General features: G+C 65.5%; 23 protein-coding genes, 1 tRNA gene and 2 pseudogenes. 10 read left to right on the top strand and 16 right to left on the bottom strand.

The genetic code is table 11. The annotated features are described in order from the left end of the window. Positions 1-53: 53 nt before the first annotated feature. Positions 54-155, top strand: a pseudogene (locus AX708_RS20405) (sigma factor-like helix-turn-helix DNA-binding protein); the annotation flags it as partial. A gap of 54 nt (positions 156-209) precedes the next feature. Here AX708_RS20405 and AX708_RS08460 read toward each other — a convergent pair. Then, positions 210-2,990, bottom strand: coding sequence for a DUF3857 domain-containing protein (locus AX708_RS08460; protein ID WP_067489981.1), 2,781 nt, complete (start codon positions 2,988-2,990; stop codon positions 210-212). Between the two features lie 120 nt (positions 2,991-3,110). Here AX708_RS08460 and AX708_RS08455 point away from each other — a divergent pair, with 120 nt between their 5' ends. After that, a complete protein-coding gene (locus AX708_RS08455) occupies positions 3,111-4,073 on the top strand; it encodes a bile acid:sodium symporter family protein (RefSeq protein ID WP_067489978.1) in 963 nt (320 codons plus the stop codon). Here the strand turns inward: AX708_RS08455 and AX708_RS08450 are convergent. The 4 genes from AX708_RS08450 to AX708_RS08435 are packed head-to-tail and all read right to left on the bottom strand — an operon-like array spanning position 4,070 to position 8,539. Then, the gene (locus AX708_RS08450) at positions 4,070-4,477 is read right to left on the bottom strand and encodes a hypothetical protein (RefSeq protein ID WP_067489975.1); all 408 of its coding nucleotides are present in this window, start codon (positions 4,475-4,477) and stop codon (positions 4,070-4,072) included. The genes AX708_RS08455 and AX708_RS08450 overlap by 4 nt on opposite strands. After that, a complete protein-coding gene (locus AX708_RS08445) occupies positions 4,474-5,760 on the bottom strand; it encodes an acyl-CoA dehydrogenase family protein (RefSeq protein ID WP_067489972.1) in 1,287 nt (428 codons plus the stop codon). Before AX708_RS08445 ends, AX708_RS08450 begins: the two co-directional genes overlap by 4 nt. Position 5,761: 1 nt before the next feature. Next, on the bottom strand, positions 5,762-7,108 hold the full coding sequence (locus tag AX708_RS08440; protein WP_067489969.1) for a phosphotransferase: 1,347 nt from the start codon (positions 7,106-7,108) through the stop codon (positions 5,762-5,764). Positions 7,109-7,111: 3 nt separating this feature from the next. Continuing rightward, positions 7,112-8,539: an aldehyde dehydrogenase family protein gene (locus AX708_RS08435; protein WP_067489966.1), complete on the bottom strand. Its 1,428-nt coding sequence runs from the start codon at positions 8,537-8,539 to the stop codon at positions 7,112-7,114. A gap of 190 nt (positions 8,540-8,729) precedes the next feature. Here AX708_RS08435 and AX708_RS08430 point away from each other — a divergent pair, with 190 nt between their 5' ends. Continuing rightward, positions 8,730-9,434 (top strand): glutathione S-transferase family protein, encoded by a 705-nt coding sequence (locus tag AX708_RS08430; RefSeq protein ID WP_067489963.1) that lies wholly within the window; start codon positions 8,730-8,732, stop codon positions 9,432-9,434. A gap of 21 nt (positions 9,435-9,455) precedes the next feature. Next, on the top strand, positions 9,456-10,334 hold the full coding sequence (gene mtnP / locus AX708_RS08425; RefSeq protein ID WP_369815614.1) for an S-methyl-5'-thioadenosine phosphorylase: 879 nt from the start codon (positions 9,456-9,458) through the stop codon (positions 10,332-10,334). Positions 10,335-10,362: 28 nt separating this feature from the next. Here mtnP and AX708_RS08420 read toward each other — a convergent pair whose 3' ends face one another. The 3 genes from AX708_RS08420 to AX708_RS08410 all read right to left on the bottom strand — a co-directional run bounded on the left by AX708_RS08420 (position 10,363) and on the right by AX708_RS08410 (position 13,063). Beyond that, positions 10,363-10,848 carry a hypothetical protein gene (locus tag AX708_RS08420; RefSeq protein WP_156454555.1) on the bottom strand — a complete coding sequence of 162 codons (486 nt, stop codon included), beginning with the start codon at positions 10,846-10,848 and terminating at the stop codon, positions 10,363-10,365. Positions 10,849-11,525: 677 nt separating this feature from the next. After that, positions 11,526-12,137, bottom strand: a complete 612-nt coding sequence (locus AX708_RS08415) for an LON peptidase substrate-binding domain-containing protein (protein ID WP_067489954.1) — start codon at positions 12,135-12,137, stop codon at positions 11,526-11,528. Continuing rightward, a complete protein-coding gene (locus AX708_RS08410) occupies positions 12,134-13,063 on the bottom strand; it encodes a tetratricopeptide repeat protein (RefSeq protein ID WP_067489951.1) in 930 nt (309 codons plus the stop codon). The genes AX708_RS08415 and AX708_RS08410 overlap by 4 nt, the downstream gene beginning before the upstream one ends. Positions 13,064-13,297: 234 nt before the next feature. Between AX708_RS08410 and AX708_RS08405 the strand changes: the two genes are divergently transcribed. Then, positions 13,298-13,372, top strand: a tRNA-Gly gene (locus AX708_RS08405). A gap of 587 nt (positions 13,373-13,959) precedes the next feature. Here the strand turns inward: AX708_RS08405 and AX708_RS08400 are convergent. The 8 genes and pseudogenes from AX708_RS08400 to AX708_RS08370 all read right to left on the bottom strand — a co-directional run. Then, positions 13,960-14,997, bottom strand: a pseudogene (locus tag AX708_RS08400) (recombinase family protein); the annotation flags it as partial. Positions 14,998-15,155: 158 nt separating this feature from the next. Continuing rightward, positions 15,156-15,725 (bottom strand): DUF1643 domain-containing protein, encoded by a 570-nt coding sequence (locus AX708_RS08395; RefSeq protein ID WP_197426366.1) that lies wholly within the window; start codon positions 15,723-15,725, stop codon positions 15,156-15,158. Further along, positions 15,722-16,174 (bottom strand): hypothetical protein, encoded by a 453-nt coding sequence (locus tag AX708_RS08390; protein WP_067489948.1) that lies wholly within the window; start codon positions 16,172-16,174, stop codon positions 15,722-15,724. Before AX708_RS08390 ends, AX708_RS08395 begins: the two co-directional genes overlap by 4 nt. Further along, positions 16,171-16,416, bottom strand: coding sequence for a hypothetical protein (locus AX708_RS08385; RefSeq protein ID WP_067489945.1), 246 nt, complete (start codon positions 16,414-16,416; stop codon positions 16,171-16,173). Before AX708_RS08385 ends, AX708_RS08390 begins: the two co-directional genes overlap by 4 nt. Further along, entirely contained in the window at positions 16,413-16,730 is a 318-nt protein-coding gene (locus AX708_RS08380) for a LexA family transcriptional regulator (protein ID WP_067489942.1), read from the bottom strand. Before AX708_RS08380 ends, AX708_RS08385 begins: the two co-directional genes overlap by 4 nt. After that, on the bottom strand, positions 16,727-16,900 hold the full coding sequence (locus AX708_RS20845) for a hypothetical protein (RefSeq protein WP_197426365.1): 174 nt from the start codon (positions 16,898-16,900) through the stop codon (positions 16,727-16,729). Before AX708_RS20845 ends, AX708_RS08380 begins: the two co-directional genes overlap by 4 nt. 101 nt (positions 16,901-17,001) lie before the next feature. Then, entirely contained in the window at positions 17,002-17,502 is a 501-nt protein-coding gene (locus tag AX708_RS08375) for an HIRAN domain-containing protein (RefSeq protein WP_067489939.1), read from the bottom strand. Continuing rightward, positions 17,499-18,176: a S24 family peptidase gene (locus AX708_RS08370; protein WP_082747218.1), complete on the bottom strand. Its 678-nt coding sequence runs from the start codon at positions 18,174-18,176 to the stop codon at positions 17,499-17,501. Before AX708_RS08370 ends, AX708_RS08375 begins: the two co-directional genes overlap by 4 nt. Positions 18,177-18,269: 93 nt before the next feature. Here AX708_RS08370 and AX708_RS19880 point away from each other — a divergent pair, with 93 nt between their 5' ends. The 5 genes from AX708_RS19880 to AX708_RS20840 all read left to right on the top strand — a co-directional run bounded on the left by AX708_RS19880 (position 18,270) and on the right by AX708_RS20840 (position 20,419). After that, positions 18,270-18,623, top strand: coding sequence for a YdaS family helix-turn-helix protein (locus tag AX708_RS19880; RefSeq protein WP_233999630.1), 354 nt, complete (start codon positions 18,270-18,272; stop codon positions 18,621-18,623). Then, a complete protein-coding gene (locus AX708_RS21270) occupies positions 18,620-18,754 on the top strand; it encodes a hypothetical protein (protein ID WP_255357986.1) in 135 nt (44 codons plus the stop codon). Before AX708_RS19880 ends, AX708_RS21270 begins: the two co-directional genes overlap by 4 nt. A gap of 92 nt (positions 18,755-18,846) precedes the next feature. Then, a complete protein-coding gene (locus AX708_RS08360) occupies positions 18,847-19,266 on the top strand; it encodes a hypothetical protein (RefSeq protein WP_067489933.1) in 420 nt (139 codons plus the stop codon). A gap of 35 nt (positions 19,267-19,301) precedes the next feature. After that, positions 19,302-20,222, top strand: coding sequence for a DUF2303 family protein (locus AX708_RS08355; protein ID WP_067489930.1), 921 nt, complete (start codon positions 19,302-19,304; stop codon positions 20,220-20,222). A gap of 2 nt (positions 20,223-20,224) precedes the next feature. Next, a complete protein-coding gene (locus tag AX708_RS20840; protein WP_067489927.1) occupies positions 20,225-20,419 on the top strand; it encodes a hypothetical protein in 195 nt (64 codons plus the stop codon). Positions 20,420-20,494 lie beyond the last annotated feature (75 nt).

The following is a 20,494-nucleotide window of genomic DNA, read 5'->3' as shown; positions in this document are numbered from 1 at the left end:
GCCAATTACTTCAAATCTTGTGGATATGAACCAGAGTGATCGGAAAACGCTCTAACCTCACCGAAATCGCCGCAGTGCTCGAGGTCAGCGTGCCGCGCGTCCACCAGCTGCGCGCCAAGGCGCTGAAGGATTTGCGGTCGCTGCTGGAGGGGTAGCGCTGCACCCGATCCCTCCCCATTCCGTTGGAACGGGGAGGGACAATTTCGCCCCTACAGCTCGATCCCCCACGCCTTGTAGGTCGCGGCCATCGAGGGGCGCATCTTCAGCGCCAGCGCGATGTCCTCCTTGCCGCCCTTGTCGCCCATCTTGACCCGGATCACGCCGCGCATCAGGCGCGAGCCGGTCAGGTAGGGTTCGGCCAGCAGCGCCGCTTCGATATCGGCGAGCGCGGCGGGAAGGTTGCCCATCCGGAAGTGCGCCATCGCCCGGCTGTCGAGCGCATCGGCGGAATTTTCGCTCTTCTCGACCGCCTGGGTGCAGATCGCGAGGCGGGCCTCGTCCATCTTCGACCAGATCCCCGCCTCCCAGCACAGCGCATTGAGCAGGGCGCCATCGGTGGGCCGCTCGGCGACCATGTCCTCGAGCAGCGCGATCCCCTCGTCGGCCTGACCCGCCCAGCCCAATGCGATTGCGCGCATGGTGACCTGCGCCGGGCGCTCCTTGGTGATCGCCTCGTAATCGTCGGCCAGCGCAAGCCCCGCCTCGGCCTTCCCGGTCAGGGCCAGCAGCACGATCTGGTCGCCATAGGTCGACCCGTCGGGCTCGAGCGCCTCAGCCTCGACGAAGTCCGCCAGCGCCCCTTCGAGATCGCCGAGGTCGTGGCGCAGACCGCCGCGGGCGATCACCAGATCGCGCGAGCTCTCGATCGCCATCGCCGCCTCGACATCCTTGAGCGCCGCGGCGTGATCGTAGATGCCCATGTGGTAGTTCGCGCGGTTGATCAGCGGATCGGGCTCGTCGGGCTTGGCGTCGGCGATGGCGCGGGCAAACAGCGCCTCGAGCGCGGCGAGGCGAGCGCGGTCCTTGCCGAAATACTCCCAAAGCTCGCGGACCCCTGCGGCCGAGCGCAGCACCGGCAGCTGGCGGTCGAAGCGGGTGAGCTCGCGGCGCGCGGGCGCGATACGATCGGCGGCGAGTTCCTCGTCGCGGGTGCGGATCGACTGGTCGAGCAGGAAGCGCGGACCGGCAAGCTGCGCCTTCGCGGCCAGTTCCACCCCGCCGATGGTTGCGGCGACAGGTTCCTTCGTGCCCTCCAGCGCGGTGGTCAGCTCCTCGGGCAGCAGCACCTCAGCGCTGCTGGTGAGGTAGAGCGGGCCGTTCAGCGACAACGGAATGGCGCGCCAGGCGCTGCGCGCGCGGTCGGCATCGATGTTGACTGCGCGTGCGGCCTGCGCGGGCGCCTCGAAGCGGTAGTCCTTGCCGTCACGCTCCCATGCGCTGCCGATGATCCCGCGCGCCTTGAGCACGGCAAGCCCGGTATCGGCGTCATAGGTGAGGGTATGTTCGACCAGCTGGTTCTCGCCGATTACGTTCTCGACCGCCTCGATCACCGCGTCCTTCTTCATCTCGGCATTGGCTTGATCGGCGGTCGTGCGCCATTGCGCGCCCATCGAGCTGCGGTATGTGACGGTGAGATCGTAAATGGCCGGCACACGCACCCCGGCACGGTGATCGAGCGTGAGGCGCACTTCGCGGTCGGGGGTCGCCTGCACGCGCGTATCCAGCGGGATCAGCCCCGCGCCTTCCTCGCGGAGGGGCAGGGCGTGGAAGAAGCGCGGCACCTCGTCGATGGTGTCGATCCGGACGCCCGAGGTGGTGCCGTCGAGCCAGTAATTGGTGCCGCCGATCTCGGCCCGCACGATCACGTGGTTGAAATTGCCCGGCAGCGGGGCGAGCTGCGGCAGCATGTCGCCGCCGTTGGTGCGCACAAGCACAGGCTCGGCGGTGATCCCCAGCTCGCGCAGCATGGCGAGCAGCAGCAGCGACTTGGCCTTGCAATCGCCGAAGCGCTTGTCCCAGGTGTCCTCGGGCGATTGCGGGATGTAGTTGCCCCCGTCCATGCCCTTCATCAGGTAGCTGACATCGTCCTGCACCAGCCGCAGCGCCGCCGCCGCGCGGGTCAGCGGATCGCTGCTCGCAGCGGCAATCGCGGCGATCCGCCCTGCCAGGTCGCTCCCCGGCTTGATCGCGCCGGTGGTGCGGTAATGCTGCGCGTGGTTGCGCGAGACCGCCGCCCAGTCGGCATAGGTCGACACCTGCAACAGCTCGCCGATCTTGAAGCGCGCGGGCGCATCATCGGGCACGGGATCGGCTTCGGCCACCGGCATGTCGGCGGTCCACACCATGTACCCGCCCTTGGCGACCGGCTCGGCCACCGCTGCCTTGCCGAGCCGCAGGCGCGAGACCGGCATCGCCTCGGGCCACGAGACCTGCACCCGCCCCTTCTGGAGCGGGACCGGCTTGGCGATCAGCCCGGATTGCCACTGGACATTGTCGCCCATCGCCTGGTCCGACAGCGTGGTCGAATAGGTCAGGCGCAGCACATCGCCGAGCTTCGCGCCGGGCACCGCGAGGGTCGCGGTGAGCGAGCCGTCGACCAGCCGCTTTTCCAGCCCCCGCTCACGGCGCAGCACCTCGAACGCCGCCCCGCCCCCGATCACGTCGATCACCTCACTGCCGCGGATCAGCTCGACCCGGTGGATGATGAGATCGCCCTTGTCGGGCATCCACGAGGTGCTGATCGTGCCGAAGCGGGTCAGCGCCTCGGGCGAATCGAGCGCGATCGCGGTGTCGACGTAGCTCCACAGCCGCCCCGTCTCGATCCGCGCCTGCTGGTCGAGCAGCAGCAGGATATCGTTCGACCCTTCCTTCCTGGGCTCGATCGCCGCTGTCTCGATCCATGCCGGAGGGCGATCGTAAAGCACCGCCTCACCGGCCCAGACGGGCACGGCAGCGGATCCAGCGAGAAGGGCGGCGACCACGTAACGCATGAATACTCCCCTGTTTTGTATAGGGTAGACTAGCGGCGCTTGCGGATATTGCTAGATGTTCCGAAAAGCCGGAGCGTCGCCGGGGGGACGGCGGAACGCAAGGCACCCGGGGGCCATGCCATGCTGCGCGCGATCACCAACAATTTCGCAGCCCTGACGCTGGGCGGTGTGGCGCTCGCATGGTTTTATCCGCCCGCCTTCACCTGGATGACCGACGGGAGCATCCGCTTCGCCGGCCAGCCGCTGCTCAGCCTCGCGCTGGGCGTCATCATGCTGGCGATGGGCCTGACGCTGACCTTCGAGGATTATCGCGGGCTCCTGAACATGCCGCGCGCCTTCGTGGCCGGGGTGGCGCTGCAATATACGGTGATGCCGCTCTCGGGCTTTGCCGTGGCGCGGGTGCTGGGGCTGGAGCCAGGGCTGGCGGTGGGCCTCATTCTGGTGGCCTGCTGCCCGGGGGGCACGGCTTCGAACATCGTCACCTATATCGCGCGTGGACACGTGGCGCTGTCGGTGGCGATGACGATGGCCTCGACGCTGGCCGCGGTGGTGCTGACCCCGCTGCTGACGGGGTGGCTCGCGGGGGCCTATGTGGAAATCGACCGGCTGAACCTGCTGGTGAACATGGTGGGCGTGGTGCTGGTGCCGGTGGTGCTCGGCACCCTGCTCAACCGCCTGTTCCCGCGTGCGGCGGAGGCGGTGAATGGGGTGCTGCCGCTGGTCGCCATCGTGCTGGTGGTGCTGATCGTGGGCGGGATCGTCGGCGGTTCCAGGGCGCAGATCATGGAGCACGCGGGCGTGCTGCTGCTGGCGACTTTCCTGCTCCACGCGCTCGGGTTCGGGCTGGGCTATGTGCTGGCGCGCGTGCTGGGGCTGGGCGAGGTCGAGGCGCGCACGATCAGCATCGAGGTGGGGATGCAGAATTCGGGCCTCGGTTCGGGGCTGGCCAAAACACCCGCCTTCGCCGCGCAGTTCGCCAATGCGACGCAAGCCGCCCTCGCCCCGGTACCCGCCGCGATCTCGGCGGTGTGGCACGTGCTGATCGGGAGCCTGCTCGCGGGGTTCTGGCGGCGGCGGGGCTAGCAGTCTTGATCGAGCGGACGGATATCGATCACCCGTTCGACCAGATACTCGGCAGGCGACATTCCGAGGTGCCCGGATGGTCCGGGCTTGCGGCGTCCGATGAACCGGATTTGGTAACCCCTATTGAGCCGCAAGGGCGAATAGCCCGCTGCGCTCCTGTCGCACTTCTCGGGCGGCAAAGTGAGGCTGGCCGAGTCCAGATAGCCGCGTGTGTTGGGATTGAAGGGCGGCTCGGTTCCCTCGCTCGCTCCCTCTACGAAATAGGAAACTTCGAAGCCGACCCGATAAACCCCGCTGTATTCCCGCCGAGGTCCCACGAATTGCGACGACGAAAGGGCCACCACCCAGCCGATTGCCGCCGCGATGATGGCGAGCACCGCATAGGCGCGCGCGCCCTCACTCACCCGTACATCCCCCGCTTCGGCCCGAGATAGCCGAACAGGTAGGCCCCCACCTTGCGCATCTGGATCTCTTCCGATCCCTCGGTGATCCGGTAACGTCGGTGGTGGCGGTAGATGTGCTCGAAGGGCTTGTGGCGCGAATAGCCGATGCCGCCATGGACCTGCATCGCCCGGTCCGCCGCCTCGCAGACGAGGCGGTTCGCCCAGTAGTTGCACATGCTGACCTTGTCCGAGATGGTCTTCTCGATCGCCTCGTGGGGCATGTTGTCCATCTCCCACGCGGTCTTGAAGATCAGGAGGCGCAGCATCTCGGCCTGCGTCGCGAGCTCCACCAAGGGGAACTGGATCGCCTGATTGCGCGCCAATTCCTCGCCGAAGGGTTTGCGCTCCCGCGCATATTTGACGCTCTCATCGATGCAATAGAGCGCCGCGCCGCAGCTCGACGCCGCCTGCCGGATGCGATTCTGGTGAACAAAACTCTGGGCGAGCGCGAGGCCGCGGCCTTCCACGCCGAGGATCGCGCTGTCGGGCACCCAGACGTTGGTGACGCTGAGGCGCGGATGATCGGTGGGCATGTTGAAGGTCCACATCCACTCCTCGATTTCGAGGCCGGGGGTGGGGTTGGGGACGAGGAAGCAGGTGATCCCGCTCGCGTCCCCCGCCTTGCCCGAAGTGCGCGCGAACATCGCGCAGTGGGTGGCGACGTGCATCCCGGTGATCCACATTTTCTCGCCGTTGATCAGCCAGCCATCGACCCCGTCGCGCGTCTCGCGCACGGCGTGCGTCTCCATATGGGTCGCGTCCGAGCCGTGATGCGGTTCAGTCAGCCCGAAGGCGACCCGCCGCGTGCGCTCGAACCCGCCGAGGATGAATTCCTGCTTCTGTTCTTCGGTGCCCCACTGGTCGAACATGGCGACGAAGGGGAAATTGCCGACGATCGAGTGTTCGTTCTGGAGATCGTTGTGCAGCCCGAGGCCTTGGCGCGCGAAATGCTCGCGGATCACCGCCATCCAGAGGTTGCTGCCATCCTTCCCGCCATAGCGCTTGGGGGCGGAGAAGCGCCAATGGCCGGCCTTGTCGGCGCGGCGGGTGGCCTCTTTCAGGAGTTCCTCCCACTCGTGCCGCGGCAAGCCGCCTGCCTCGAAGTCCGTGCGCGCATATTCGCGGCGGTGGTCGAAGAAGCGGATGTTGTCGTCCTGCTGCTCGAGCGGCTTGATCTCGGCGGCGATGAAGGCGTCGAGTTCGTCGAGATAAGCCTGCAGGTCGGCGGGAATGGCGAAGTCCATGTTATTCCTCTCCGGTCCATTTTTTGCGCGCATGGGCCAGCGCGGGGTATTTGGGAACGTCGGCGGTGAGTTTACGGAGCGCTCTCGCTCTGAGGTCAGCCAAGACCCCCGGCGAACGCAGCGATTTGTCGCCCGCGAGCAGTTCGTCGGAGAGCAGCCAATCGCTTTCCCACGGGAGCAATTCCGCTTGGCGTGCCATCATGCCGAGTGCGTTGCGAGCGACGGCCAGCTGAAAACGGTCGTGCCCGGCGAGCTTGTCCTTGAGGGTGTCCAGCCATTCAGCAACTGCGATCGCCATTTCCTCCATCATGGCCTCGCCCAAGAAGGGGACCGGATCGTGCTTGAAAACGACAGGCCGCCCCCGCTCCGCCTCCGGCGCATCCTTCTCCAGCAGCAGCAACAGGTCCAATTCCTGCTCGCTGGTCCGGCGCGAGATCACCACGCGCTCCAGCATCCGGTCCGCGCCCGAGCGCCATTGGGCGGCCATCTTGAGGCACCCGAGCGCCCACCACACGGTGCGGTAGATCGTCCAGAAGCGGAAGCGTGCGGGGTCGATGGTCACCCCCGCCTCGGCCTCGTAGGCGGCGATGTAGTCCTCTATCGAACCCAGCCCCAGCGCGGGGCGGTCGTAGCGGGCGAAGCGCCATACGGCCATGCAGCCGAAGGCGAGGTCCTCGTGGCGATCGCCGAAATGGGCGATTTCCCAGTCGAGCACCCCGGTCAAAGCGGAGCCCTCCACCAGCAGATTGCCCATCCGGTAATCGCCGTGATTGAGGACGGGCTCGACCTCAGGCGGGCAATTGTCCTCCAGCCACTTCAGCCCCAGCGCGATGATCGGGCGATCCCCGCCCGCGTCCATGAACTGCTGCTTGAGGTCAGCGATGGCGGCGCGGTAGTCCATCACCGGCACGCCCTCGGGCACATCGCCCTGCCGCAAGCGATGGATGCGCGCCAGATCGCGGGCGATGCCGCGCAACAGCCCATCCGGGTCTTCGCATTGCAAAATGACCTTGGGATCAGCCGTCCCCGGCAGCGCGCGCATGACGAAGCCCGAGCCGAGCCCGTCCGCTTCCTCCAGCACCGCGACCACCTCCGGCGCGGTGACGCCCTTGGCCCGCGCGGCCTCGATCAGCGCGGCTTCGGTCGCGTGCCCGTAAGGCCGCCCGTCCATGAAGGCGAGGCTCGGTGCGCGGCGAAGCACGTAGTCGGAGCCGCCCGCGGCAAAGCGCCAGCTCTCCATCACCGCGCCGCCGGTCAACCGCTGCGGCGCCAAAGACAAAGCGCCGAGGCCGACGCGGGCACACACCCGCGCCAGCCCGGCGCTCAGTTCTTCAGCCGATACCGCCATGGATCAGGCGGTGACGGCGTCCTTCTTGACGGTGATCACCTGCGCGTAGGTGAACTCCTTGAGGCCTTCCTTGCCATATTCGGCGCCGAAGCCCGACTGCTTGTGCCCGCCGAAGGGCGCAAACGGGGAGAGGTGGAGGTATTCGTTGACCCACACCGTGCCGGTTTCGAGCTGCTCGGCGATTGCGACGCCCTTCTCCGGATTGCCGGTCCACACCGCGCCCGCGAGACCGTATTCCGAATTGTTGGCTCGCTGGATCACCTCTTCCTCGCTCGAGAACTTCATCAGCGGCATGACCGGGCCGAACTGCTCCTCGGCGACGATCCGCGCATCCTCGGGCGGGTTGTCGAGGATGGTCAGCGGCACGAAGTAGCCGGTGCCCGAGGGGTCGACATTGCCGCCCAGCAGGAACTTGTAGCCATTCGCCTTGGCATCCTCGATCAGCTCGAGCACGCGCTCGTACTGCTTCTTGTTCTGGATCGGGCCGACCCCGGTGCCCTGCTGGCTGCCGTCACCGACCTTCACGGTCTTGGCATATTCGACGATCGCCGCCGAAAGCTCGTCATAGATGTCCTCGTGGATATAGACGCGCTTGGCCGCGACGCAGATCTGCCCGGCGTTGGAGAAGCTCGACCAGAACAGCTGCTCGGCGACCTTCTTGGGGTCCGCATCGGGGAGCACGATCGAAGCGTCGTTGCCGCCCAGCTCCAGCGTGATGCGCTTGAGGTCGGCACTCGCGCCTTCCATGATCTTCTTCCCCGTCGCGGTCGAGCCGGTGAAGGTGATCTTGTCGATATCGGGGTGGCTGGTCATCATCGGGCCGAGATCGTCCTCGCCGGTGATGATGTTGACCACGCCCGCGGGCACCTTGTCGGCGATCAGCTCGGCGATGCGCAGGGTGGTGAGCGGCGTGAAGGGCGAAGGCTTCAGCACGATGGTGCAGCCCGAAAGCATCGCGGGCGCGATCTTCTGGATCGCCATCATCACGGGGAAGTTCCACGGCACGATCCCGGCGACCACGCCCACCGGAACGCGGCGGGTGCGCGACAGGCGGGTGTCGCTGTCCTCGTTAATCTCGTCATCGAGGCTGAGGGTGGACTGCGCCGCGCTCATCCCGGCCGCGCCGTAGATCTCGCCGCGCGCCTGATCGTGGGGCTTACCCTGCTCGCTGGTCAGCAGGCGGTAGAGCTCCTCGGCATTGGCCTTGATCGCGCCCGAGATCGCCATGATCGCGGCGCGGCGCTCTTCGATGGGGGTGTTCTTCCAGGTCTTGAACGCGGCGCGCGCGGCGGCGACGGCGCGGTCGAGCTCGGCCTTGCCGCAGGCCGGGACCTGGCCGATCACCTGCTCGTTCGCAGGGTTCACGACATCGAGCCAGCGGTCGGTCGCGACCATCTCGCCGCCGATAAGGTTCTTGTACTGGGTGACCATGGGTGTGTCCTCTCTAACGAATGGGGGAGTCGTCTCTCTCCCGCTCAGGTTGGCGCGTTGCATCCGAAAACGCAATCGTCAGCTTCGACTGCAATGCTAACCCTGGCCGCGCGCGCGATCACCTGATGATTGCGCTACGCCCGCGCTCGCTTATGTGGGGCGTTCCGACCCGATGACGAGAGGACACATCATGACCGACCCCCGCCCCGATCTGGTGATCTACGGCAGCCCCGTCTCGCCCTTCGTGCGCAAGGTGGCGAGCCTGTGCCTGCTGAAAGGCGTCCCGCACGAGGTCGAGGCAGTCAATGTCTTCGCGCCCCCGCAATGGTTCACCGATATCTCGCCGATGAAGCGCATCCCGGTGCTGCGCGACCGCAGCGTGACCGAGCAGGGCACGCGCGGGACGATCCCCGATTCCTCGGCGATCTGTGCCTATATCGAGCGCAAGCACCCCGCGCCCGCGCTCTACCCGGCGGACCCGCTGGATTATGCCGAAGCGCTGTTCATCGAGGAATTCGCCGACACATCGCTTGCCGCCGCCGGAGGTCTGGGCATCTTCCGGCCGATCTTCTTTGCCGTCAGCAAGGGCGAGGAGCCGAGGCTCGACAAGGCGCGCGAGGCCTGGGCCAAACAGCTGCCGCCGCTGTTCGACGTGCTCGAGACGCGGCTTGCGGGCGCGCAGTTCTTTGCGGGCGATGCGCTGTCGATTGCCGACATCACGGTGACGCAGGTCATGCTCCAGATCGCGCTGGTGGCAGAGATGCCGCTGGGGGGCTGGCCGGCGCTCGAGCGCCACTTCGCGGCCATGTTCGCGCGGCCCGAAATCGCCGGGCCCTATGCCGCAGCCGACGCGATCATCCGCAAGGCCTTGCCCAGCCGCTTCGACCTGACCTAAGGCCCTCTACGTACAGAGAGGATGGCAGGCAGCATGGCCAGCGAATGGTGCATCGGGATCATCGGCGGATCGGGCCTCTACGCGATCGATGGGCTGGAAGACGCGCAGTGGATCGCGATCGAGACCCCGTGGGGCGATCCCTCGGACGAGATCCTGTGCGGGACCATCGGCGGGGTGAAGGTGCGCTTCCTCCCCCGCCACGGTCGCGGGCACCCGATATCCCCGAGCGAGCTTAATGCGCGCGCCAATATCGATGCGCTGAAGCGCGCCGGTTGCACCGATATCCTCGCGATCAGCGCGGTCGGATCTTTGCGCGAGGAGCTTGAGCCCGGGCGCTTTGCCGTGGTCGAGCAGTTCATCGACCGCACCGTCCACCGCCCCAGCACATTCTTCACCAGCGGCTTCGTCACCCATGTCTCGATGGCCGATCCGGTCTGCCCGCGCCTGTCGGACATGGCCGCGCAGGCGGTGGTGGCCGCCAAGGGCAAGGTCGCTGTGGGAGCCACCTATCTCGCCATGGAAGGCCCGCAATTCTCGACCCGCGCCGAAAGCCGGATGTACCGCCAGTGGGGCGCGGACGTGATCGGGATGACCGCCATGCCCGAAGCCAAGCTCGCCCGCGAGGCGGAGCTGCCCTATGCCCTCGTCGGCATGGTCACCGACTATGACTGCTGGCGTGATGGCGAGGCGGTCGATGTCGCCGAGGTGGTGCAGCAGATGCAGGCCAACGGCGCGCTCGCGCGGGCGATGGTGCGGAACTTCATCGCCGCCCTGCCCGAGGAGCGCGAGCCCTCGCCGATCGACACCGCTCTGGACGATGCCGTCATCACCGCGCCGGACGAACACGATCCGGCGCTGATGGCCAAACTGGACGCGGTGGCGGGGCGGTTGTTCGGGTAACTGCCCCCCCCCGCAGCCGTGCGTCACGCTAGATGACGCCGCCCGGAATATAGAGCAGGTGGCGGATAAACCGAGCCGTGTGGCCAATCACGTCTCCGCCAGCATAATGGGTGACCGCGACGACCTTGAACTGGCGGAGTTCAAACCGCACCCCAAGCCCGGTGTAGTCGGCAGTCAGCACATCGCCTTTGACTGTCCTGCGATTGGGGACACCCAGCCATCCATACATATCGCTTTCATGATGGCCCGGAGAAATGTGGAACATCGCAGGGCAGATACCGGACTTGCCGGGCACGATGGCACAGCGAACGCTGTCAATCTGCCCGTCCTTCGACAGGGTGACCGACATCATCGTTCCGCGGTCGGTAGGAAAATCAAGCCGCTTCACACCCGAGGAAAAACTGGTGACATCAGGGTTGGGCCCCAGCGCGTAGAGCGCCTCGTCCTGCGTCCCGCCCAGCAGCACACCACCGTAAGAGGTGGCATCGACATACCAGTTATACAGGCTGAACAACACGTAGACTCCGGCAAGCCCAGCCAACGCCTGCTTGAACCGCTGAGACTTGACTGCGTTAACCACAGTCGACTGCCACGTGGGCTTCGCTTTCTTGCCCCGCCGTCGCGTCCGCCGCAGACCCACGACCTCGGTCGTTGCTGGCTCTTGTTCTGACATCACGCGATGGTCACTCCGCTTCCCCATGATTACCGGCCCCTCTAGCAATTGTAGTGGGACAGGCAAGGGCGGGATAGTTGCACCTATGGGCGGTGGAAATTGACCTTTATGCACTATCGTCGTTAACCGCTTGTCTGGCAATGGCGGCGAGCAGGTCCAGCAGGTGTGGGACAACGGTTCTCGCGCGGGCGATGGCCCTGAACTTCATTGCCACACTGCCCCGGACGAACGCGGGTCCCGCGCCAATGGCCGAGCGCGACGCGTTCGCCGGACGATTTGAGGGGCGGGCGGAGCGGCTGCATTCGCTGGATCGCCGCCAAAATCTGCCATGTCCGGAATCGAGCCCCTGAACGATCGTCGCACAGGCCCACCCCCAGCCCCTCCCGCCAGCGGGAGGGGAGCGAGACCTTGGTTGCCGCGGGCGCGTTTAATCGCAGCGGGGTCGCATGGGGCAAAAATTCACCCGCTTCGCGACATACGCACGCGCCCGGTGCAATCCTGAAAGCGGCCGTTTGCCGCTATTGCAGCGTCACGATTTCCTCGCCGCCATCGTGCCGGCCGTAGAACTGCATCAGCTGGACCAGCAATTCGCACCGGTCGGTCAGCGTCTCGGCCTCGAGCAGCGCCTGTTTGCTCGCGGGATCGAAGGGCGCGATCTGCGAGACGCCGTTGATGAGCGAGCGATCGTCGAGCCGCTCGACCGAGTCCCAGTCGACCGAATAGCCCTGCGAATCCGCGAAATGCCGCGCCTCGCGCTCGAACCCGCCGCGCTGGGCGTGGGTGAGGGTCTCGTCCTCGTCCTCGTCGAAGATCTCCGCCTCGACCTGGCGGTAGGCGGTGGTCACCTCGAGCTCGCGCACCAGACGGAACCGCGCGGTGCCTTGCAGAATAAGGTTGTAGCGCCCGTCGTCCATCGCCTGGATCTCGCCGATCCGGCCGACGCAGCCGACCTCGAACAACGGCGCGCCCTCGATCGGTCGCTGGGGCTGGATCATCGCGATCAGCCGGTCACGGATCAGCGCATCGCCGACCATCGCGCGGTAGCGCGGCTCGAAGATGTGGAGCGGCAGCTGCATCCCGGGAAACAGCACCGCGCCCGTCAGGGGGAAGATGGGAAGCCTCTTGGTCATCCGAACAATACGCGCGAGAGGCGGCGGCGGACGCCGACCACCCATTCGTCTTCCAGCCCCGTGGCTTCGAAGATCTTGAGCAGCTTCGCGCGCGCGGCGCCCTCGTTCCACTCGCGGTCGGCGGCAATCATGGCGAGGAGCGTGTCGGCGGCGGCATCGCGCTCACCGGCAGCAAAGGCGGCCTCGGCGAAGGCGAACTGCGCGTCCATGTCTTGCGGGGCGGCCTCGGCGGCGGCGCGCAAGGAGGCGAGCTCGCTGTCGTCGACCCGGGTGCCCGCGAGTTCGAGCGCGCTGCGGGCGGGCCCGATCGCGCTGTCCGTGGCAAGGCGCGGGTCGCTGTCGATCACTTCCATCACCTGCCGCGCTTGATCGACCTCACCCAATTGCACCAGCGCGCGCACCAGCCCCGCGTGGGCAGGCGCGTTCTCGGGCGCGAATTCGGTGATCTGGGCGAAGATCGACGCGGCGCGCTGCGGATCGGCGGCGGCGAGCGCCTCTTCGCCCATCTTGACGAACTGCGCGATCTCCTCGGGCGAAGGCCCCTGCGGCGCCGCGCCGTCACCCGCTCCGCCTTCGACCGGCAACTGGGCGAGCAACTGGTCGAGCACCGCCTTCAATTGCGATTCGCTGCGCGCGGATGTGAGGTCGGCGACCGGCTGGCCCTGGAACATCGCATAGACCGTCGGGATCGAGCGCACCTGGAACTGCGCGGCGATGAACTGTTCCTCATCGACATTGATCTTCGCGAGCACCACGCCCTTGTCGGCATATTCGCCCGCGACCTTTTCGAGCACCGGGGTCAATGCCTTGCAGGGCCCGCACCACTCTGCCCAGAAGTCGAGGATGACGAGCTTGGTCTGCGACGGTTCGACCACCGTCTTGCGGAAGCGTTCGACTGCCTTCTGTTCCTCAATGCTCAGTCCCATGCTGGCCAAGATATCTGCTCCTGCTGCCGCTATGCGCGTTTTGCGCCTGTCCGGTCCCCATGTGGGATGCCTTGCCGCGCTTGTGAAGCGCGCGCGTGTGCTGGCCGCTCGGCGACATGCGATCAAGCCCGAATTGCGCCAAATTTGCGCTTGCAGCCGCTGAAGGTCGCTGCTAATCGCGCCGCCTCTCCGGCAGGAACACCGCTTGATCGCAGTTCCTGTCAGCGCCAGTGAGCGGGCGTAGCTCAGGGGTAGAGCACAACCTTGCCAAGGTTGGGGTCGAGGGTTCGAATCCCTTCGCCCGCTCCATCGTTACCATACATTGAAATTCCCCCCGGCTGGGGCGCGTCCGATCCGGTCGCCAGCGCCAGCATGGAATTCAGCTTGCCGGTGACTTCGATAGTCACCCCCTTCGCCTTGTCCGCTTTCGGGTGGACGTGGACGCTATTGATCAGCGCGCGAAGTTTCGGGATCGCTTCCAGACGGGCTTCAGGGTTTTCCGCCAGGGCGGCGTTCAGCTTGGCGACTTGCGCGCGATAGTCGGCGATCACGGACGGGTGAAGCGCGACGACGGGAAGCTGTTCGATCTGTTTCAGTTCCGCCGCCAGCGCGTCACGCTCGGCACGCGCCTTCCCCAGCACTTCCCGAATTTCGACGAATTCGTCCGCCCCGTCGGCGACCGCCAGCACAAGGCGTTCGACCTTGGCGACCGCTTCCGCGTGCCGCTTCTTCAGGCGTTCGCTTTCGCGGGACAGTTCCTTCGCCCGGCGGGCGTGTTCCAAGTGATATTCCCGGACGTAAATTTCGACCAGTTCCGGGTCCAGCATGTGATCCTGCAAGCCCTTCAGGACGCGTTCTTCCATGGAAGCCGTTTCCGTCGTCCGGTTATTGCTGCAAGCGGCTGGACCGCCTTCCCGGTGCCGGGAACAGCCCCAGCGTTCGCGCCCGATCACCGTCCACGCCCCGCCACAGACGCCGCAACGCACTATGCCGGAAAGCATGTGCTTCGGTCGCCGTGACCTTTCCGGCCGGCGCGCTTGGACCATCCCCAGAACGTCCTGAACGGACTGCCATAGCTGATCATCCACGATCCGAAGTTCCGGAACGTCTTCGATCAACCATTCGCTTTCCGGGTTCGCCCGGATCAGCGCCTTGCGCGTGCGCGGATCGACGATCTTGCGCGTCCGGTTGAAGATCAGCTTCCCGACATAGAGTTGGTTTTGCAGAATGCCGTTCTTGCGCTTGCGATCCCCGTAAATGGTCGATCCGCGCCAGAAACTGTTCCCCCCGGATCGGGGCTGGACGGCTGGCACGCCGTCGGCGTTCAACCGATCTGCGATCTGGCGCGGGCTGAAGCCCGCCGCGAATTCGCGGAAGATACGCCGGACGACTTCCGCCTGATCTTCGTCAACCTCTCGCAAGCCCCGGATCAGTTCGCCGTTCGCGTCAAGCCTGTTCGCCTTGCGATAGCCATAGGCGATCCCGGCGGCGAAGCGCTTTTGCGATATGGTCCCGCGCTGTCCGCGCTTCACCTTGGCGGCAAGGTCTTTTCGGAACTGGGCGTCCATCAAGCCCCGGAAGGTCGCGGTTATCTCCGTGACTTCCCCGTCGGACAGGGTGAACAGCCGCGCGCCCGCGAAGGTGAGGCGTTCGCGGATCGTGAAGGCGTCGCCCTGGTGACGGGCGATCCGGTCCGTCGCTTCCGCCAGCACCTGATCGACCCCGCCCGCTTCGACCCGCGCCAGCATGGCATTCAGGCCAGGGCGCGCGCCTTCGTCGATCCCGGCGGCGCCGCTGATCGCAAAGTCCGTGAAGACGTCCACGACGTCCCAGCCTTCGCGGTCCGCCCGTTCGCGGCAAAGCGCGACCTGATCTTCGATTGATCGGGCGTTCTGAAGGGTCGAACTGAAGCGGGCATAGATCACCGTCCGCATGGCGACGTCCCGTCAAGCGGCTGGACGCATGGGCGGCTGATCGGCGTTGCTTTCACCCTTGAATTCCTTCGACCGAAGGGCGGCAATATCGCGAGCTGCGTTCGCACGCGCAAGCGCCTTCACGAAGTCCGCCACGGACGGGTCCACGGGCCGCTTCGTCATGCCCGGAAGTCCCACGGCTGGGGCTGAAGACCGGCTTCCAAATAGAGAGGGTGCCGGGGGTGCCCTTCGTTCGTGAAGGCCAGAGCGTGAAGCCGGGTGCCTTCGCCGCCCAGCATGGCGCGGACGTCGGCTTCGCGGTTCTTGTGCGTGCCATGCGCGCCCCATGCCGCCACGTTCAGGGCGCTGTTCTGGACGGCAATCCGGATCGCCATGTCGTTCCCGTCGCCGACGGGATCGGTCGCGCGCTTCATTGCGGCGGGGTCCGTATCGCGCCAAGCAAACAGGTTCCAGACGACAAGCCCGCCCGCGCCGCCGTTCTTCGCCCGGTTACAGCAGCGGGTGACAGTCGGGTCCAGCTTCAGGTGATCGGCGGTCGAAGGGTTCAGCATCCCGAACGACCAGATCGGAAGGGACTGATCCCAAATGCGCCACAGCAGATAGCGATAACGCCAGCACGGGCTAAGGGCCGCACCGTCGCCCAGCTTCAGCCCCCGATCCACGCGGAAGCCGTCCGCCTTGTCAAGCGCAAGGAAGGCGCGAAGCGCGATATGTCCGGGAACGCTCACTGATCCGCCCCTTCCCGCTGAAGGTCTTCGATCCGCGCTTCAGTGGCTGGGCGGGCCTTCGGCACGATCAGCCAACCGGCGGCGTCCAGCGCCGGGATCAGGGCGTCGGCAAGGCAACCGGCGGTCCAGACGGGATTGCCGTTGGACAGGTCCGCCGCCGTGTCGGCGATCACTTCGCGGATCGCTTCCATGGCAGTCGCGTCCGGCTGGTCGCCCGCGTCCCAGTGGCGTTCCAGAATATCGGCGACCTTCGCCGCCACGGCGTCCGGGTCTTCCAGATAGCCAGCGACGATCAGCATGGGGAACCGAAGTCCAATAGACGTGCCCCCCTCTGTCTTTGTCGGCTGGCGCTGATAGTGGATCGCCACGCAACGCGCGTTCAGATCGTCGCGGTCAAGATTGCGAAGATAGGCGGTCGCGTCCACGGTAAAGCAGCGATGATCCGTCATTGCGTCGATCCCTGCGCTTCACTTTCAGGACGAGCTTCGCCCGCGCGGACCGCCGCGACGATCTTTTCACGCGACACGGTTCCGCGAAGGTTGCTGTTCAGCCAGTCGGCAACGTCCGCTTCGATCAGCGGAATGATGAACGCGACAAGCACGACGTCGCGGTGATCGAACAACCTTCCTTCGATCCGGTTCAGCAGTTCCGCCGCATACTGGCGGTCCGCCTGTTCACATTCGACCGTCATGCCGCCGCCCTTCCCGTGCCTTCGATCCCGATCTGTCCGGCTGGCACGAAGAACAGCGGCGCACCGTCCGGCGTGCGCGGGATCGTGACGTCCGCCAGAACTTCAATCGACTGTTGCCGGTAGCGCACGCGGCGAAGGTGCCCGCGTTCTTCCAGCGCATCGAGCAGCCGCGCGACGCTGGACATGCTTCCCAGCCCCAGCGCTTCGCGGATTTGATCGAATGTCGGGGAAACCCCGTCATGGGCTTCCAGATAGCCAGCGACGAAGCGCAAGGCGTCGTGCTGGCGGCTGGTGAGGGAATAGGGCGCGTTCATGCGGCCACCATCCGGGCCGCAAAGCGAACGGCGTGATAGATCGTCATGGCGAAGGTGCCGAACACGGCCACAGCGCATAGGGCGTCGCAAGCGACCATCAGCTTCGCGCAAAGGCGATCCAGTGCGTCCGTCGCTGCGGTCAGATCATCGGAAAAGTCAGTGCGCCGCATCGGCCATGCTCCCCGCCGGGACATTCCGGCTGGGCTACAAAATAGCCTAGACTATAGACGGGTCAATAGTGAAAATTATAATTTAGGCTATAGGCGGCGCTCTATCGCCTTGCCTGGCGCTGCAATTGCCTGCGGAAATCAAGCTGTTCCTGATCCATAGCGCGGTGTTTGTGCGGTTCCTGTCCCGCCCAGATCAGGGACACTTCGCACCCGTAAGTCGGGGCACCGGGCACGCCGCCGGAAATGCGGTGAACCTTCGCCTTCGGCTGGTTTCCGCCGTCCAGGATCGGGGACAGAACCGCCGCGTCGGCGCGCGCGATATAGCCAAGGCGGCGACCGGACGCGTCGTCCACGCGGATTGCGCTGGGATCGTATGGGTTCGCCGGTTCCCTCACAAGCGCGACGAAATCGCCGGGGCTGGCGTCCAGCAAGGCGGTTTGCGGGGAATAGCCGCTGGCGTCCTTGCTGGCTTCGCCCGCGAGTTCGAATATCTTCTTTCGGACCGGCGGCTTTTGCGCGGGCGGGGCGTTGCGCGGTGCCTTTACCCCTTCGGCTGGCGCGGGCTTGGGTTCCGGGCGAAACAGCCGCGATAACCAGTTCATATCCGCCGGCCGATCCAGATCACGCGCCCGACGACGTGCATTTCCCCGTCCACGGCGTCGATTGGCGACACGACGGGATTGTCCGACATGATCAGATAAGTCCCGCCCGGCGTGCGGCGGACCCGCTTTATCATCCCCAGATCGCCATAGCTGATTGCCCAAATGCGATCCTGTTGCCGAATGTCGCGCTGGGACGTGTCGATCAGCACCATGTCGTCGTTCATTAGCGTCGGCTGCATACTGTCGCCTTCGCCCCGCGCGACGAAGAGCTGGTCGAACCCGCCGCGCGAGACAGAACGAAGCCAGTCCCGGTCAAAGGTCCGGAAACCGACATGGTGATAGTCGTCGAAGACTGATCCGCCGCCCATGGAATAGCCAAGTTCGAGCTGGGGGATCAGCGCAAGATTGAGCTGTTCCGCCAGATCGTTCGCGGACGGCAGGGCCGGGGCGTTTTCCAGCGGATCGTCCGTGTCGCCGACAAGATAGGAAACCGTCGTCCCCAGCGCGCTGGCGATCAGGTGCAAATGCTTCGATCCGCGCCCCGGCTTCGTGATCAGGGCATGGATCGTCGGCTGGGACAGCCCGGTCTTCCGCGCCAACCATGTCGGCGTGATCCCGCTGTCCTTCCCGCCCATGGCGTCCAGACGTTCCTTGATCCGGTCCCCTATCGTCATGCGGGCACAATAATAGAAAATCTTATAACAATCTCTAAAGGAATATCTATTGACCTAAAAATAGACAAAGCTATACACGTGCCTATGGAAATCATGGAAAAGGCTCTCCGAGAGGCGATAGACATAGCGGGCGGACAAGCGGCGCTGTCGCGCGCCGTCGGCGTGTCCCAGCCTTCCGTCTGGTATTGGCTGAACAAGTCCAAGCGGGTCGCCGCCGAATTCGTGCTGAAGGTCGAAGCCGTCACACAGGTTCCCCGGCACGCGCTGCGCCCCGATCTTTATCCCGAAACCGGCAAGCCCGCTGCGGACGAAGCGGCTGGGGCAACCGGGCGCATGATCATTTGCGACGTCTGCGAACGGCGGGTGGACGGGGAAATCCCGAACGCCTGCACCTTCGTCGATTGCCCGCATTCCCAGCGCGCCGCGAACATGGGGATCGCCGCATGACGCGCGCCCCGATCCGCCGCGCGGCCACGGGCTTTGCCCGGCTGGTCGCCGCCGGGAACCTCTTTCCGGGGAAGGCGAACACGCCGCGCCCGGTTCTGCAATCCATCGCGGGGAACGGTTCGACGATCTGAACGGCAACCGGGCGACCGGCTGTTCAGCGTCATTTCCCCGCGATGGACCCGCACCCGCCCAGCGGCGGGGCTGTCCATAGGGAGACTATGAAATGAACGACAAAGTGAAGGCGTCGGAAACCACGCTGGATCAGCCGACAAAGGCGGCTGACGGCGGATATGTTCCCGGCGTGTGCAACACCATGGGCGAATTCGTCCGGTCGCTGGAAGACGGGCAGTTCGACGCCGATTGCTATGAGGCGATCAAGGAACTGTCCGCCGCCATGCACGAACACGCATGGAACAACGGCGGCAAGGCCAAGGGCAAAATGACGCTGACATTCGACTTCACCCAGGAAGGCGGCGTCACGGAAATCAAGGCGAACTTCAAGGTCGCCCAGCCCGAACCCCGCCGCCCGAAGTCAATCATGTGGGCCACGGAAGATCACCGCATGACGCGAACCCGCCCCGGACAGCAGCAATTGTTCGGCATTCGCGACGTGTCCGGCGCGTCCAGCGTCCGGGACGCCTGATCTTCGCACTTCCAACCTGAAGAAAGGAAATCGACATGGCCGATCTGGCTGAACTACGGGGAACCGCGGCTGAAGTCCGCGCGATCATCGAAGACTACAACGTCCCCGATCTGCAAACGCTGAAGGAACCGGGCACGGGCGTCGAAGCCCTCGCCCTGATCACGCCCACGGGCGCGAAGGCGGTTCCCAGCGAAGTCTTCGACGAATACCGCGTCGCGCCTTCGGCACGGCATGGCACCGCCGAACTGACGGCGATTGAAAGCCTGATCGACCATGTGAACAGGTTCAAGGACGCGGACAGCGCCTTGTTCGCGGTGGACGATAGGTCGAAGCCGTCGATCACGGCGGTTCTGGACTATCACCGCGCCGGGGCGGACGGCGATCCGCGTTATGGGCTTCACCGCTCCCTGTTCCAGTTCCCGCTTTCCGACGAATGGAAGGCGTGGATCAAGAGCGACGGCGAAGCCTTCACCATGGGCGAATTCGCCGCCTTCCTGGAAGACCGGATCATTGACGTTCTGGACCTGATCCCCGGCGAAGACAGCCTTCCGGAAGACATGCAACGCTTCGTCAACACCGTCGGCGGGTCGATTGCCAGCCCTTCCAAGCTGATCGAATTGTCGGTCGGGCTGAAGGTGAACGAACGGTCCGCCGTGAAGGAAGCGATCAACCTTTCGTCCGGCGAAGCCCAGGTCCAGTTCGTCGCGGAACATGTGGACGACGCGGGGCAACCGCTTCGCGTGCCGGGGCTGTTCCTGATCGGCATTCCCGTCTTCAATCAGGGGCCGATCTACCGGCTGGCGGCGCGGCTTCGCTACCGCAAGACTCCCGGCGGGCTGGTCTTCTTCTATCAGCTCTGGCGGGCGGACCGGACCTTCGATCACAGCTTCCGCGAAGCGTGCGAACGGGTCCGGGTCGAAACCGACTTGCCCTTGCTGTTCGGCAAGCCGGAATAGCCATGTCGGGCACGCGCGAACTTGGCCTGTTCACCGCGTCGGCAAAGCGCGGGCAACCGCGCGACGCGCGGGGCCGGGTCGTGCGTGTCCGGTATAGCCCGGAACGCCTGAAGATACTCGCCACGGCGCGCAAAATGCGGGAAGACATGGGCCTTCCGCCCAGCCCGTGGCTGTCACCCTATGGGGGTGACGAATGACCGCTCCCGGGGAAGCCGGGTTCCGCAACTGATGTCGTGGACGGCTCTCCACCCCGCGGGGTAATTTCTGCGGAT

The organism is Erythrobacter sp. CCH5-A1 (genome assembly GCF_001557115.1).
Taxonomy (GTDB): domain Bacteria; phylum Pseudomonadota; class Alphaproteobacteria; order Sphingomonadales; family Sphingomonadaceae; genus Erythrobacter.
This window is presented reverse-complemented; position numbering and strand designations above follow the sequence as displayed.

Coding starts and splice junctions, on each gene's coding strand:
- AX708_RS08460 (WP_067489981.1), bottom strand. CDS start 2,990: ATGCGTTACGTGGTCGCCGCCCTTCTCGCTGGATCCGCTGCCGTGCCC.
- AX708_RS08455 (WP_067489978.1), top strand. CDS start 3,111: ATGCTGCGCGCGATCACCAACAATTTCGCAGCCCTGACGCTGGGCGGT.
- AX708_RS08445 (WP_067489972.1), bottom strand. CDS start 5,760: ATGGACTTCGCCATTCCCGCCGACCTGCAGGCTTATCTCGACGAACTC.
- AX708_RS08440 (WP_067489969.1), bottom strand. CDS start 7,108: ATGGCGGTATCGGCTGAAGAACTGAGCGCCGGGCTGGCGCGGGTGTGT.
- AX708_RS08435 (WP_067489966.1), bottom strand. CDS start 8,539: ATGGTCACCCAGTACAAGAACCTTATCGGCGGCGAGATGGTCGCGACC.
- AX708_RS08430 (WP_067489963.1), top strand. CDS start 8,730: ATGACCGACCCCCGCCCCGATCTGGTGATCTACGGCAGCCCCGTCTCG.
- mtnP (WP_369815614.1), top strand. CDS start 9,456: ATGGCAGGCAGCATGGCCAGCGAATGGTGCATCGGGATCATCGGCGGA.
- AX708_RS08415 (WP_067489954.1), bottom strand. CDS start 12,137: ATGACCAAGAGGCTTCCCATCTTCCCCCTGACGGGCGCGGTGCTGTTT.
- AX708_RS08410 (WP_067489951.1), bottom strand. CDS start 13,063: ATGGGACTGAGCATTGAGGAACAGAAGGCAGTCGAACGCTTCCGCAAG.
- AX708_RS08390 (WP_067489948.1), bottom strand. CDS start 16,174: ATGACGGATCATCGCTGCTTTACCGTGGACGCGACCGCCTATCTTCGC.
- AX708_RS08385 (WP_067489945.1), bottom strand. CDS start 16,416: ATGACGGTCGAATGTGAACAGGCGGACCGCCAGTATGCGGCGGAACTG.
- AX708_RS08380 (WP_067489942.1), bottom strand. CDS start 16,730: ATGAACGCGCCCTATTCCCTCACCAGCCGCCAGCACGACGCCTTGCGC.
- AX708_RS20845 (WP_197426365.1), bottom strand. CDS start 16,900: ATGCGGCGCACTGACTTTTCCGATGATCTGACCGCAGCGACGGACGCA.
- AX708_RS08375 (WP_067489939.1), bottom strand. CDS start 17,502: ATGAACTGGTTATCGCGGCTGTTTCGCCCGGAACCCAAGCCCGCGCCA.
- AX708_RS08370 (WP_082747218.1), bottom strand. CDS start 18,176: ATGACGATAGGGGACCGGATCAAGGAACGTCTGGACGCCATGGGCGGG.
- AX708_RS19880 (WP_233999630.1), top strand. CDS start 18,270: ATGGAAAAGGCTCTCCGAGAGGCGATAGACATAGCGGGCGGACAAGCG.
- AX708_RS21270 (WP_255357986.1), top strand. CDS start 18,620: ATGACGCGCGCCCCGATCCGCCGCGCGGCCACGGGCTTTGCCCGGCTG.
- AX708_RS08360 (WP_067489933.1), top strand. CDS start 18,847: ATGAACGACAAAGTGAAGGCGTCGGAAACCACGCTGGATCAGCCGACA.
- AX708_RS08355 (WP_067489930.1), top strand. CDS start 19,302: ATGGCCGATCTGGCTGAACTACGGGGAACCGCGGCTGAAGTCCGCGCG.
- AX708_RS20840 (WP_067489927.1), top strand. CDS start 20,225: ATGTCGGGCACGCGCGAACTTGGCCTGTTCACCGCGTCGGCAAAGCGC.